Annotated in this window: 6 protein-coding genes; 1 reads left to right on the top strand and 5 read right to left on the bottom strand. The window is 44.4% G+C overall.

Translation table 11 applies throughout. The features are described 5' to 3' along the window. Positions 1-6 precede the first annotated feature (6 nt). The 5 genes from LDX50_RS13220 to LDX50_RS13200 form a co-directional block, all read right to left on the bottom strand. The gene (locus LDX50_RS13220; RefSeq protein ID WP_225697771.1) at positions 7-3,450 is read right to left on the bottom strand and encodes a hypothetical protein; all 3,444 of its coding nucleotides are present in this window, start codon (positions 3,448-3,450) and stop codon (positions 7-9) included. Positions 3,451-3,596: 146 nt separating this feature from the next. Beyond that, the gene (locus LDX50_RS13215; RefSeq protein ID WP_225697770.1) at positions 3,597-6,515 is read right to left on the bottom strand and encodes a PKD domain-containing protein; all 2,919 of its coding nucleotides are present in this window, start codon (positions 6,513-6,515) and stop codon (positions 3,597-3,599) included. A 25-nt stretch (positions 6,516-6,540) separates the two neighbouring features. Continuing rightward, positions 6,541-7,377 (bottom strand): glycoside hydrolase family 16 protein, encoded by an 837-nt coding sequence (locus LDX50_RS13210; protein WP_225697769.1) that lies wholly within the window; start codon positions 7,375-7,377, stop codon positions 6,541-6,543. 2 nt (positions 7,378-7,379) lie between these two features. Further along, positions 7,380-8,804 carry a hypothetical protein gene (locus LDX50_RS13205; RefSeq protein WP_225697768.1) on the bottom strand — a complete coding sequence of 475 codons (1,425 nt, stop codon included), beginning with the start codon at positions 8,802-8,804 and terminating at the stop codon, positions 7,380-7,382. Between the two features lie 11 nt (positions 8,805-8,815). After that, positions 8,816-11,947, bottom strand: a complete 3,132-nt coding sequence (locus LDX50_RS13200) for a glycoside hydrolase family 2 TIM barrel-domain containing protein (RefSeq protein WP_225697767.1) — start codon at positions 11,945-11,947, stop codon at positions 8,816-8,818. A gap of 292 nt (positions 11,948-12,239) precedes the next feature. Between LDX50_RS13200 and LDX50_RS13195 the strand changes: the two genes are divergently transcribed. Beyond that, on the top strand, positions 12,240-15,011 hold the full coding sequence (locus LDX50_RS13195; protein ID WP_225697766.1) for a hypothetical protein: 2,772 nt from the start codon (positions 12,240-12,242) through the stop codon (positions 15,009-15,011). Positions 15,012-15,031 lie beyond the last annotated feature (20 nt).

Genomic DNA, 15,031 nt, shown 5'->3' with positions numbered 1-15,031 from the left:
ATCATTTCAACAGAGTAACCTGTCTGGACTTATTTCTACGGTAATACTTGCTATCATTCCGTTTCTTTCAAATATATCTTTGCTCACTTGCTGGTCAAGTGCCAACCCAGAAACCTCACGGGTTGAGCCATCATTTAAATTCAGCCGGATCCCTTCAGTACTTGAAAGTTTATAGATTACAGGCACCTGGCAATATGTAAAACAAAGGCATCCCTTTTCCACCGCATGCTTATTCCAATTCTGATTTATATCGATATATTCAAAATCAGCACTTTGGGAAAGGAACTCTTCTTTCTTTAGAATACGCGGGTTAAAGCGCAATTTCCCATGATCTACCTCGATTCCCAGCTCTCCGATCCGGCAGAGGATATCTTCCTTAACCTGTCCGGTCATTCCAGGCTGTTGAGCACCCTTACCTTTTGGTGTATGCGAATAGGGATCAGTAGGAAATGCTCCATAAAGCTCGGGCGATTTATGGACTCCAATGCCGTCAAGAATCTCATAATAATGTGTAATGAGTCTGTCAATCACATCTTTGTTTTCATTTCCGTGAATGGCGGCAAGGCAACATTCCTGTACCGCGAGCAATAGCTTTGAAACCATATGCCAGTAAATGGAACCAAGGCCTTCGTATCCGTAGAAGGTGCCCGATCTGCCCGTAAATGCTTTGTGATTAAAAACCGCTTCAAATATTTGCAGGACTTTTGCCTTATCTGATTTAGCCAAATCACCGTACTTTCCGTCGCTCAGGCTGTTCAATGATTTTTCCAGATCTGCGGCATTCCTGAAATTGCCATTGAAGTGGAATGTTCCTTGTATGTCCTTTTCAATGATGTGCCTGTTTCCATCCTCTACAAGTTTCTTCAGGAGAGGAGATTCTGCAACGGCCGCTGCAGGAATATTATTCTTTTCCATAAATCCCGGAAGAGTTTTTTCCGGGTACAGAAGGTAACTGTTTTGATCCTCCCGGTATAACTTACTTGACTTCATAGCATCCAGCAAATCAGCTGTTTCTTCCGCGGAAAGGAGGCCGCTGCTTAGCACCGAGACCTGGCCTTCCAGCATTTCACTCAGATATGAGATCGAAACCTCATCCGAACCGTTAACGGACATCAAATTATAAGCATGATATAGTTTGTCGGCCCGCTTGTTTGACTGGAGTGACCTGATCAAATATTGCAGGCTAAGGTCATTAAAGTCTTTCAGCTGCCTAAGATCCAGCTCGGATTTCCTGCCATCGAAGGATTCTGAATATACCTTCTCCCTGAAGCTGCTTGCAGCAGAACCCAGGCCATCCAATACTTTTTTACGGTCTTTATCAGAGACAGATGTAGAAAGAATGCTTCTATGTTCACTCAGAACCTGATGCATTTGTTCCAGGAGCGAATTCACTTCAGCCGAAACATGAACTTTTTCGACATCGGTATTCTCCAGAAGGTTGTTGAAGAATTTTAAAAAGCGAATTAAGTAGTAGAGGGTGACCATTGAAACACCGTTTCCAACGAGGGCGTTATTCGCGTCATTCCACTCCGGTCGCTGCGTATTCATCCAGATTCCGCCATCGGGAATGAAATTAGACATTTTTGCCAGCACGGTGGCAAGTATTTTTTCGATGAAATTAACCTGGTAGATGTCACCATTTTTATCACTTAAAAGTGCACCATCCGCACCAATTTTTGATATTCTGCTCAGGATAGCCTCATCCTTCTTATGATCGAAATCAATGGTGTCTTTTGGGTTGGCTAAGAGTTGAGGATAACTCTTAATCTTATATGGAACATTGGCATAGACAAACAGGTCCTGGTTGAAGTAGCTGCTAAGTTTACCGGGATAGTGGGCCTCTGTAAATTCAAGGAATTTGAGTAGATAAATGATCTGGTGGTCACCCCAGTAGCCGATATACGACCATGGATCATCTTCCTCGATGCGTTCCCAGTCAATGCCATTCTTGGTAATGCGGTAAGGATTGTAACCGTCGAAAGTGGATGCGTTCAGGAAGCGGAAAATCATTCCCTCACTGAACTCAGGGTAGGAGTAGGCCAATGCTTCCCAGTTCTGGAAAATATCGCGCCAGTTGCCCTCATAGTCCAGTATTTTCGACCCGTCATTTTCATCCGTTGTATTGATGGAAAACTGGTTCCACGGACGACTAGGGTCTCCATGGCGCCGACTGAACTTGAGTGGCAGATATTCCAGGCATAGTCGTTTCAGAGTAGTGCTATCTGTCCTTGAAACGAGTTCAGTCAAGGAATCAAGAGAAAATACTTCCGGAAGATTGTCGAGCATGGTTTTACCCTGTTTGGCCACTTCCTTGTTGGCATTCGCCAGGTAACGGTACAAATCATTCTTTTCAATCAGATAATTCTGATCAAAAATGCCACCGCGCATGATATTGAATAGTGTATTCGAATAGTGCCGGGTGTTCCTGAATTTATCTTCTGAGAGTTGTAATGCATCTGCAGCAGCATTTAACTCAAGCAGCCTCCTGGTGCCCTTGTCGATATCGTTTTGAATTTTCTCTGCCAGATCACCTCCCTTTTTTATTTCTTCTGAAAGAGCCACAATAGCTGAAATAGACAGGTTCACGTTGGCCACAATCATCCAGTCTTTTTGTGATCCGCCGTTAAGTGTCATTTCACTGAACACAAAATATGCACCCTTCTCAGCCTTTACATCCTTTTCCTGGTGAATGGGAAGGCCTTTCCGAAATGAATCGAGCTGTAATGAAGAAAGCAGGTATGAAGGATTATCCATTCCTGCTGACCAGGCGATATTGGCTTTCAGCGCTTCACTTGGCTCAGCTTTATCTACAATGATTGAGCTGAGGGCAAAAATACCAATACCGCCCTCCCCGATGAGTTCATTGCGCTTGTAGGCATCAACGAGGTTACTGCTTGAATTTTGCACTGCAGCCCCAACACCGCTGGGCATAATATTCTGGATACCGTCCAAAACCTTTACTTCAACCGGGTCATTTGTGTTATTGGTGAGTTGAACTTTCTTCACAAAACCATAGATATCACTGGAGTTCCATTGATACCGATAGGCAAGACCGAGGTCATGATTGATCTCTTCGAATAGAATTTTGTTGCCATGAACATTCTTGTAGAGATTGCGGGTGGTGGAATAGAGATGTGCAAATCGGATTGAGAATGGCTCCCAGATATGATTTTTTCCGTTTTTAGTGACATTAAATATCGACTTGCTTCCGGTTATTTCTGCGGACTCGATGATCTTATCATCCGTATAATAAGGGAAGAGAGCATAATCTGAATTTTTCCTGCCTGCGCTTATTCCTCCATTGCTTCCAATGAACATCCAGTGATTTGAATCACTTACGATACTCATGAAAAATGGCCGCATCCTGTCTGAATTTGAAATGAAATAATACGTTTCATTTTCAAATTGTGCTTCCTTTAATTCAACGTTCCTGAATGTAGTCTCTGTCATTAATATGGTGTTAGTTTCCTGGTAGTTTTAAAAGGGTCCATTTCTGATTGAACGTGCCTGACGGCTGTGAGCTATCCACCCAGGTTTCAAAAACCAATATTGGCCGTCGACAAAAAAACCGACGGCCAATATATCATAATTTTGGTTTAGTTCTTAACCAGTTTGATATTATCCACCAGAACAACTCCACCGGCACCTACAACAGCTCCGCTTGCGATATTGAAATGTATCATCATTGTAGAACCCGCTGCGTCTACACCCGAAAAATCGAATGTCAGGCTTGTGTAAATAGATTCATTCAGACCCTGTGCATGAATTTCATAGTTGTTTGTCACGCCAACGCCAGGGATGTTGGTTTGGAGGTGAACAACGGCTGCAACAAGGGGAGCCCCAAGTTTCATATCAAACGTCAGCCGGACGTTCGACGCCCCGTCATAGTTCAGGTCCGTTAAATCGAGCTGGAAGATATATGCTTTTCCGGCTGCGTCTGTTGGATTAAGACCCGACAGCCTCATTGCTCCTCCCTGTACACCGCCGTCTGCAACCCACTCTATACTTGCTTCGTCGCTATTGGCATCGGCGAGGCGCATCCAGTTGGTAATGGATGCAGCATCATCGAAAGTCAGGTTAATGATGCTTCCGGATGGCATTGACTCCTCTTTGTAGAAGAAGATATTGTCGATGTAAACCTCTCCTGAATTTACAAGATCGATAACCAGTTGCTGGATATTGCTGCTTGCGGCAAGTCCGTTGCTTTGGAGTACCGAGAACGGAATATCGAACTGTAGCCACTGGCCCTTTTTGATTGCCGGGCTTGATGAAGCGTTTACATTGATCAACGCTTCAGATGTAACGGCTCCAAAATCCACCAGTTTCATCAGGAATGCCGAATTTGCATCCACATCATTAGGGAACCAGAGATCAAACCGGAAGTTGGTCATACCTGCTGCTGCAGCATCAATCTGGTTGGCGCCTCCAAGTTCAATTACCTGGAAGTTACCGCCATCCACTTCAGCGAAAGTATATTTCAATGCGCCGTTTCCGGAAATACTCACCTCTTCAAATGTTGCGTTTCCGTAAAAATTAAAGCCTTCTCTGGCTACGTCAGTATATGCGTCGCTGTAAATTGAGATTACATTAGCCGCAGATTGGGTAGGGGTAGGTGCCGGTGAAGTCGGAGGCACCGGTCCACTACTACCGGCAGGCTTATAGAAATAGATGTTGTCGATATACACTTCGCCTGAATTGATAAGGTCGACAACTACCTGCTGAATATTACTGCTTCCGGCGAGACCGTTGCTTTCCAGTTCAGTAAACGGAAGATCAAACTGGAGCCATGTGCCCTGGGCAATTGCCGGGCTTGATGAAGCATTGATGTTGATCAGTGCTTCAGAAGTTGTGGCGCCGAAGTCAACCAGTTTCATCAGGAATGCCGAATTCTCATCCAGTTCGTTCGGGAACCAAAGGTCAAAGCGGAAGTTTGTCATTCCTGCTCCGGCAGCATCTATTTGATTCGCACCTCCAAGTTCCATTACCTGGAAATTGCCGCCGTCCGTTTCAACGAATGTATACTTCAACGCTCCGTTACCCGAAATACTCACCTCTTCAAATGCCGCGTTTCCGTAAAAATTAAATCCCTCTCTGGCAACATCGGTGTACGCATCGCTGTAAATGGATATCACGTTCTCCGGAGCATCTGTAGGTGTTGGCGCCGGAGAGGTAGGAGGTATGGGGCCTCCGCTGCCTGCTGTTTTGTAGAAGTAGATATTGTCTATGTAAACTTCACCCGAAGTAAGCAGATCCACCACGATTTGCTGAATGTTGCTGCTTTCTGTAAGGCCATTCGATTCTAACTCACTGAAAGGGATGTCAAACGATAACCATGATCCCTGGGCGATTGCCGGGGATGATGAAGGATTCACGTTAATGAGACCTTCTGAAGTTGATGTGCCGAAGTTTACCAGTTTCATGAGCATTGCCGATGTTTCGTCAACCTCATTGGGAAACCAAATATCGAAACGGAAGTTGGTCATTCCTGCGGCTGCCGCATCAATCTGATTAGCACCACCCAGCTCAATAACCTGGAAGTTTCCTCCGTCGCCTTCCACGAAGGTGTATTTCAATGCTTTATTACCAGCAATATCAACTTCTTCAAAGGCTGCAGCACCGTAGAAATTAAATCCTTCAACCGGAACATCTGTATAAGCGTCACTGTAAACCGAGATCACATCCGATTCGGGCTGTGAAGGGGTAGGAGCTGGAGATGTAGGCAATACAGGTCCGCCGGAAGAAGCTGATTCCTGGATGATGTCGTCTATGTAGAATGTTCCCGCGGTAGTGCCCGGGCCGTCTACGAAGATGGTGAGGCGGTTATATTCTGCAATGGATGTGAAGTCAAATGAGATTTTTTCCCAACCGGATCCTCCGTGATTTGCAGTGGTTTCGATGGCTGCTGCTGTTCCTTCCTCAAGTTTCATAAGGACAGATATAGGAGCTTCCGACCAGAAATTCATGGATATTCTCTTGTCGGTGGTGAGATCGATAGATCTTCCAAGATCGAAAAACAACCCTTCAAATTCTTCGCCGTTGTTCGTTATGGCCCCTACATTGGTTTCCTTATCGTTTGATCCCGACTGGTCAGGATTGCTCACTACCTCAAAGGAAGTTCCACCGAAAACAGTTGGATCATAGTTGACACCACTGTTATCGAAGGTGATGGGCAGGGCAGCTGTTTCAGGAACCGCGATGGTAAAGGTGTCCTCAAAGGTATCGGATGCACCTGCAAAATTTATTGCTGTAAGCGTTACCGTGTAGGTTCCGTTTGAAAATGTACGTATCGGATTGATTTCTGTGGATGTTTCATCATTTCCAAAATCCCAGAGGTATTGGTCAGCATTTTCTGAAGTATTGAAAAATGTGACAGTTCCGGATTCCTGGTTGATCTTTTGCGTAAAACCTGCAATTACCTTGGGAAGATTGTCTTCGTCATCTTCCGAGCAACCGAAGAAATTAGTCGCCAGGATCAGGAAGGCAAGTAAGGTGATGTTTTTTAGTAGAGATTTCATGGTCATTTCGTATAGTTCCTAATTCTTATTGATATATCCGCACGTAATCAACCAGCATGGTTTGCGGGAAAACAGTTTCACTATTGGGCGGTCCAACGAATGATCCGCCAACGGCAAGATTTATAAGTATGTAAAAAGGCTTGTTAAATACCCATTCACCGGGTACATCGTCGGGTGTGATCTGATTGTACAGAACATCATCCACATAGAAATTCACAAATTTCGGCCCCCATTCGATTCCGAAAATATGGAACCCTGTATCAAAACGGTCGTTCTGAAGGTCATAGCTTTTCGTGATGGCATTACCGGCAGAATAACCCGGTCCGTGAACACTCCCTAACACAATAGTTGGAGCCTGGCCACGGTATTCCATGATGTCGATTTCGCCGGCTCCGGGCCACGGATTGGTGTCTATGTCTGCACCCAGCATCCAGAAGGCCGGCCACATGCCCTGACCGTAAGGCAGTCGCATACGCGCTTCAAACCGGCCATAGGTCTGCTCGAATTTGCCCTTGGTAATCAACCGCGCTGATGTGTATCCTGAGCCTTCAAAAGACTCTTTTTGTGCGGTGATCAGCAACATGCCGTTCTGAACTTCAACGTTTTCAGTTCGATCAGTGTAATACTGTAATTCATTATTACCCCAGCCATTGTTACCTGTGCCAATTTCATAGCTCCACAGGGACGGGTCGGGCGCGCCATCAACATCGAATTCATCCTGGAGGACGAGGTTTTTATAGGTAACGACGGTTTGCGTATCGTCGGAATTACATCCGGTTAATACTGAAATGATCAGTATCAGTCCGATTGATAAATACCGAAGAGATCTTAATCTGTCAGGTGTATTTTTACTCATCATCATAATTATTTATAGAAATACATGTTGTCGACCAGAATTTCCGTGATGTTGCCCGGAAGGGCAGGGTTTGTTCCGTCGGTGATAAAGAATATCTGGGCCAGATTATTTCGGCTTGAAAGACCAAAATCTGCCAGTGGGATATCAAAACTCAGCCAGGTTCTGGTCGATAATTCGTCAGCAGAAATTGTTACTCTTCCACTCGAGTCATCACCACCACCAAATTCTCCATCAGGGCCAAAATCTCCCAGCTCAATTGTAATGAAGTCCCCGCTTGCGATCGGGTTTTCTACCTGAATATCAACGTGCAGGTGTGTCATGCCTGATGCATTTACGGTCGGGTTCTTGAATTCAGTTGCAACAAAGTTCAGTTGCGTGTAACGGATAATGTTATCTCCACCGATATTCAGGTCTGCTCCGCCAAGGGTGGTCTGAAATGGTGCGAAGAAACCATTATAGAAGTCGACAGGTACATTGGTATAGGCATCGCTGAATATGGAAATAACATTTGCAGGGTCGCGTGTTGGGGTAGGTGCAGATACAAAATTTCCGAGTGATTCAATGGTAAGAGATCCTGCCGCCCGTACATTTCCCAACATTGCCGTGATGACGGCCTCACCTGCCCCTAAAATGGATACCTGTCCAATCTCATTAATCCTGGCCACATCCGGATTTGTTGATGTGAAGGTATAATAGGAGGGAGCAGGAGAAATAGTTTGATTCAGACCGTTGCCGAGATTGAAGGTTTGTGTCAGGCCAGGCATTGAGAAATTCACACCTATGAAGGCCTGAATGGACTCGTCGTTTCCATTCAGAATGGCAGGGCGGGATTGTGCGACTGTTCCAAGTTTTTCAAATTTCAGCTCATCAATCCAGAACGAATATCCCTGGCCATCTTCAGGTCCTTCGGCATACCAGAACATACCCTTCTGCAATGTCAGTTTAGATGGATCAGGAATGGGAATTGTATATTTCTTCCAGCCTGTACTTATTTGCAGATTGTTGATGGTTACCTGAAACTTGTTTTCTCCGAAATCATTTCCAAAGCCGATTTCATTGATCGTGGCGGCTTTACTGCCCCTTGCCCAGAAGGTGAGTGCGTCATAGCCCGTAAGGTTTCGGCCGCCGTAATCAGGGAAAATAGCCCCTGCAAATGACCCTGTAGGATCACCGACGTTGGGTACATCAAATCGCATGGAAGCGGAACCCTGATAGACTGTCTCATTGTCAACGGTGAAAGCATCGGGTTTGGAACCGTCAAAAGGAAGGTATTCCAGGCCTCCGCTGAATCCATCTATAAATACTTCAGGCCGATCCGGAAATTTAGCGAAATCCACATCATCTGATGGGTTTCGTTCGCAGCCCGAAAAAATCGCAGCGACGAATAAGACGGGGATACAAATGCCTGGTTTTAGAATTTTTAACTTCTTCATTGTCTGTCTACTTATTTCCCAATATTTATATTAACATATGTCCTGATTTCCCATTCATTTCCATTAGGAAATCCCACAGGGCTTACTATAGGAGCATTTGCAAATTCATTTGCAGTGGCATTCGGCAGGTAGCGGGGAGAATACTCATTTAATGAACGCCATGTAAATCGTAAGCCAAGCGTTGTGCTCGGTAATATGAACCAATCCTGCTTGGCGATTGAAGTTGATATATCAGCCATCACCTGAAGTGGGAAAGTGAGGTTGAAATCCCTGTGATAATCGAAAGGACCCCAATCGTTAAATTTCAGGTGTGATGTGAGTTTCATTGTTTTGTAAATCACCCGCACTTCACCTCCGTACCGCTCGACGGTTCGGGTATCAGGTCCGTTTGCCTGTCCGTTACCGCCATAGAGGTTGGCGATAATTCCTAATTCGGGATTGATTTTTGAAACAATTCTCGCATTCACTTCCCATAAGTCCAGTGCCGGGGGCGCTCCGTCGGCAGCAACAGGCACACGGCCGGTTCCGGGAAAAATAACGGCCGCATCCTGGGAGGTCGGCAAGTGTCGATAAACTACTCCTATACTCGCGGCAAATCTGGAATCTTCTGCCCTGTCATTGTCCCATTCGTACATCCATGTACCTGGTGTTGGGTCGAATGTCAGAAGTAATTCACCAGCAACTGTTTCCCTGTTGTTTCTAACCACAAACGGGTCATCCAGAATATTTCTAAGTCGTCCGGGATTTTGAACATCGCCTGGCATTGGGTCAACAAGAGGCTTTTGCCAGAGGAAATTTGGTGCGATTTGCCAGTTACCCACACTGTAGGTAAATCCGGTAAGGAAATTGTTTTGGTTTCCACTGCCGCTGTCCTTGAGTCTCCATCCTGTGAACGTTTGAGTATAGTCACCGCCACCGTTGGCTACCAATCCCATTGAAGCGGCCTGTGCATACCAGTTAATTTTACCAGCTGAATAGGACAGTTTAATTTTTCCGCCCCAGGTATCTGATGATTGAATTTTATCTACAAAGATTTCATAATCACCGTCACTTCCTCGCGTGAATTGGAATTCGCGTCCAACCAACGGCTGACCTCCCCAAATTCCTCCGGCTTGCACTTTCAATTTACCTAAAGAAGTTTCTACCGCCAGGGATGCCCGTCGTGTTCTCGGTTGCGGAACAGCAATGGAACTAACAGCTACCCCAGGCTCTTCAAGGTCCTCATGAAACATCCCTGAAAAGTTGAAATTCCCGACTTCCCGTGTGTATTTGAGCAAAACCGCAGGATTGGCTCCCCACCACAGTTCGCGGCCGTAGGCGACTTTCAAGCCTTCCAACATTTTCTTGCCTTCTATTTCCAGTCCCTGCGGAGCCAGTCCATTGTAGATGTCTATATTCGGACCGTAATTCGCTTCCGGATAGAGTCCGAAGAAATCACCTTCATATCCCCAGTGGTAATGCCCTGTACGGTAGAACCCGGTCAGGTTAAAATATTTGTTATTCCAACTGTATTCAGCCTGGTAAACCTGAAGTCGCCCGAGTGCGTCGAGTACAGCATTACCGGTAGGGGTGGTGACTGCCAGCGGCCTTCCCCGGTTTTCGTAGAAGATCTCATTAATGGGGTTTTGGGCCACATTACCGAGGATGTTAAAAGTAACATTTGCATGCACGTTGGCAGCCGGATTGGCTTCAACACCAACGAAAAAGGATTCCATATGATCGAACCCTAATTGGTTTGGAATGGTAGGGTTGTTCGGATCGGGTTGGTCAGGCGTTGTAATGAGTTTACCGCCGGTATTGTAGGTGCTGAATTCGGCACGAAGTTCACTTATACCAACGAGACTACCCCTTTCTCCAATCATAGCGGCTTTATCACCCCGGGCCCTGAGAACGGCATCCATTAACTGGATGCTGGAAAAATGATCTTCCAGCGTGCCCAATGTCACACCCTGTGCGAACGGATCAAAGGTATGTGCATCTTTCAAGGCGTAATATGCAGCTCTGGGATATAATTCATATAATCCCCGCGGACTCGTTTGCCCTTTTGCACATATACCAAACCACTCCTCATTCATATTATTCTCACCTTCAACCAAGTCAATTGTGTAGCCGCCGCCGACCCATGATGCATTATTATCATGAACATCGAGGTTCTTGGTTTGACCGAATTTCCACCAGCCATCACTAAATTGAAATGTGAAGCCGCCTATTGAATTGCCTACCTTACCTAATCCATAGGCATTTTCATAAATCTCTTTCCAGTTACCCAGCATATAATACGCCTGCGATTCCTGATCTTCCTGATTTTCTTTGGCATTGAAAGCGTCAGCGCCAAATTCAGTAAACATAATTGGTTTGTTCAATTGATCTTTCACCACCTGAAAGGCATCTCCAAATGAGATTCCACGGTACATGTTGGTGCCGTAAATGTCGATATCAGGGCATTCTTCCTTTATAATTTCAATGAAAAGCACATCCCCGTTACACATCGCGATGGGATGGGAAGTATCCATTCCTTTCATGGCCAGGGTTGCCTCATTAAACAACTTGTACATTGCTCTGGCACGTTCAGTGGATTTCCGGTCCTCTATAGGAATATCTTCGGTTTCCGCACCTCCCCAGAAAAGGCCATAGTTATTTTCATTGCCCAGTAGATACATCAAAAGGCCGGGTGTGTCCTTATAGTCATTTACCATTTGGGTTACTTCCGCCAGCAGTAATTCCCTGACACGTGGATCTGAATACTCTGTATTGGCCATCCATACACCATCTATCGTTAATCCATAGCGTCCAAAGGAGTGGTTGAGCATCGTATAAATGCCATAGTTTTCATAGATATACTGAATCCACCTGGCTGGAACACCTGTATATTGGCGGATTGTATTAACTCCCATGTTTTTGAGCATCGACATTTCCCGGTCCAATGCCGCTTTAATAATGTCATCCGGCTGATTCCATAGACTGTAGGAGAAGTTGGTTCCCACAGGGAAATAATCCCAGTTCATACCGTTGATCATGAAATCCTTGTCATTGACGACTAACTTCATGCCATTGCTATTTTCCAGGATGGTCACCCGATCAGCCTGTGCTTGCACGAATGTGGATGCCAACAGAAGAAGTAATGCTGAATAGATATTTTTCATATTCGGAAGGCGGTTTATTTTAAATTGATTCTATTCATTGCATTGAGACAAAACCTGTACGCCGTTAAATGCATATGTATAGAATTGATCGTAATTTGTTCTAAATTAACATCTCTTCCTAAAAAGAGACTACATCAATTTCCCACAAATACTACTACAAAACTATCACCAATAGCCCTTTATAAGGCTTATTTGCATATATTTACTATACAACATGTTATACATGAATGTGGTTATGAAATTTCTCAAGCAATTTTGTTGCGTAGCGATAATCCTTATTGGGGCCTTGAACATGCACGCCCAGGTAGGTAAGTACCCGATCAAGAACTTTACGCCTGAGGACTATCTTGCGGGTATCCAGAATATAGATTTCGCACAAAACCGGGACATGAATTTATTTGTGGCCAATAACCTTGGTGTGTTATCATTTAATGGAAGTGAATGGAAAACATATGCGCTGAACACTGGAAAAAAGCAACGGTCACTGGCATTTGATGAACATACCGGCAGGTTATATGTAGGGTCACAGGGTGATTTTGGCTATTTTGAAGGGAAGTGGAACTATGTTTCCCTTGTTGATGAGATACCGGAAGATGAGCGTGATTTTGATGAAGTCTGGAACGTATTTATCTTCAATTCTGATGTTTATTTCTGCACGTTTCAGGCAATTTTTGTTTTTGACGGCCAGTCTATTAAAACGATCCGTCATGAGCCTGGATTGAACAAGTCATTTTTTACAGGAAATAAAATCTTCACCCAGTCAGCCACCGGGAAACTGTTTGAAGTTAATGACCTTCAGCTGACGGAATCGTTTCCTCAAAAACGTCGTAATGATATAGTTGCCGGTATTATACCGAAGGACGAAGGGATTCTGGTGTTTTATAATTCAGGAGCCATAGAGTTCTCTGGTCCATTAGGTGTAGAGGAAGTTTTTCCGGAATTACAACAATCACTCGAAGGGAAATATGTAAATCATGTAACAGAATTATCAGATACACGGCTGGTCATTACAACACAACAGGAAGGAATTTATTTCTACGATCTGCAGTCAGGCGCCATTGAAAATATTTCGATTGAGGACGGCCTTCAGACTAATGCCTGTCTGAAAACTTTCCAGGATCATACGGGTAACCTATGGGTGGGTATGCAAAATGGTATTGCATTGATCGATATTAATTCAGCCTCAAGGCTGATTAATGAGGATATTAACCTGCAAGGCAGTGGCTACGAAGCATTTGAAACCGATGAGGGAACCTATTATACCACTTCAAACGGAATCTATTTCCTGGCAAATAATGCCGCCAGCAGTGTATTTCTTTCAGGTACGGAGGGGCCTGCCTACGGCATGCAGATTATCAATAATAAACTGTATGCAGGTCATCATACCGGATTATTTATTTTGGAAAATGGGCGTGCCAGACGGCGTGCCAGTACCGATGGATTGTGGCTTGTCCGTCAATTACGATCCAATCCGGGTTATGCTGTTGGAGGAACCTATTCCGGATTATTTCTATTCAGGTTCAATGAAAACGATGAGCTTGAAGGTGTTGGGAGGATAGGCGGGTTTAACGAATCAAGTCGATTTTTCGAGGAAGACCGAAAAGGGCGTATCTGGGTGGGGCAATTTTACAAGGGACTTTATCAACTGCAATTATCTGATGACCTTAAAACAGCCACGGTAAACAAAATTTCTGACTTGACAGGCTTACCTATAGACCGGCACTTGATTCTCAGCCGTATTGATGACGAGATTTATCTGGGAACTGAAAAGGGAATATACCGGCTTGATCAGACGACTGATGACATCGTAGAAGCTGATAATTTTAGTGAGGTGATTGGAAAGAACTGGGTCTATTTTCTGGCACAGGATAATCAGAAACATGTTCATGTATATACTGAAAATCTTGTTGGATTTTTTAAGCAGGTAAGTAAGAATAATTATGCCTACATTCCGTCATCTCTATTCCTTTTACGCAACTCTTTCAACAATGATCTGCTGAATGTGTCCAGGAATATTTCCAATGGCGTCGTGATGAATGCTAATGAAGGGTTTATTTATTATTACCCTCAATTTGAGACTCGTCTTGATCTGGAAAGAAAACCAATAGTCAAACAAATCTACAATGTGGGGGAAGATTCAATTTTGTTTGAACGACTGCCATTCAGGAATTATGAACCGGGATCTGATCCGATTTCCATTAGTCAGGGGACTAAGATTATTCAGTTCAAAGTAGAATCCTTCAACTTCAAAGGTGTGAATAATGCTCAATTCCGTTATTTTTTGAAGGGTTTTGATGATCACTATAGTGAATGGAGCAATACTGTTTTCAAAGAATACAATAACATAGGAGTAGGTGATTACGAGTTTTATGTGCAGACCCTCAATAATGTAGGTGAGCTTGTTACAAGTGACCCGATTTTTTTACGTGTTAGTCCGCCTTTTTACAAGAGTATACTTGCAAGGTTCATCTATTTGATATTAGCACTTGTCGGATTATATGTGTTTTATCGTCTTCAGCGGAAGTATTATAAATCCAAGGAGATAAAGCTGGAAGAGGATAAGAAAACTGCCCTGGCACAAAAGCAGTTTGAATTGAAGGAATTAAAGGAGGAACAGGTAAAGAGCGAGCTTCGACATGTGAACAACCTCCTGGCAGCCTCAACCATGAACCTGGTCGTAAAGAACGAATTCATGGAGAATATAAAAGAAGAGATCAAGTCGATCAAGGTGAAAGGTGATGTTGCAGAAACGCGCAAATCTCTTGACCGTTTAGTACGTGAAATTGATTCTACGCTGAAAGTTCAGGAAGACTGGAAGCAGTTTGAGCACCATTTTGATCGGGTCCATGGAGATTTTCTCACCAGGTTAACCACAGAATTCACAGACCTTACGCCGGGGGAGCAGAAACTTTGCGCCTTTTTACGACTAAATATGGATACCAAGGAGATTGCCAACCTGATGGGGGTCTCCCTCAGAGGCGTTGAAGTAGCCCGATACCGGCTTCGTAAGAAACTCGGACTCGATACCCATCAAAACCTTTCGAAGTTTGTGCTGGAATACTGACCAGAATTAATGATTTAATT

Source organism: Fulvivirga sedimenti (genome assembly GCF_020328055.1).
This window is presented reverse-complemented; position numbering and strand designations above follow the sequence as displayed.

Coding starts and splice junctions, on each gene's coding strand:
- LDX50_RS13220 (WP_225697771.1), bottom strand. CDS start 3,450: ATGACAGAGACTACATTCAGGAACGTTGAATTAAAGGAAGCACAATTT.
- LDX50_RS13215 (WP_225697770.1), bottom strand. CDS start 6,515: ATGAAATCTCTACTAAAAAACATCACCTTACTTGCCTTCCTGATCCTG.
- LDX50_RS13210 (WP_225697769.1), bottom strand. CDS start 7,377: ATGATGATGAGTAAAAATACACCTGACAGATTAAGATCTCTTCGGTAT.
- LDX50_RS13205 (WP_225697768.1), bottom strand. CDS start 8,804: ATGAAGAAGTTAAAAATTCTAAAACCAGGCATTTGTATCCCCGTCTTA.
- LDX50_RS13200 (WP_225697767.1), bottom strand. CDS start 11,947: ATGAAAAATATCTATTCAGCATTACTTCTTCTGTTGGCATCCACATTC.
- LDX50_RS13195 (WP_225697766.1), top strand. CDS start 12,240: ATGCACGCCCAGGTAGGTAAGTACCCGATCAAGAACTTTACGCCTGAG.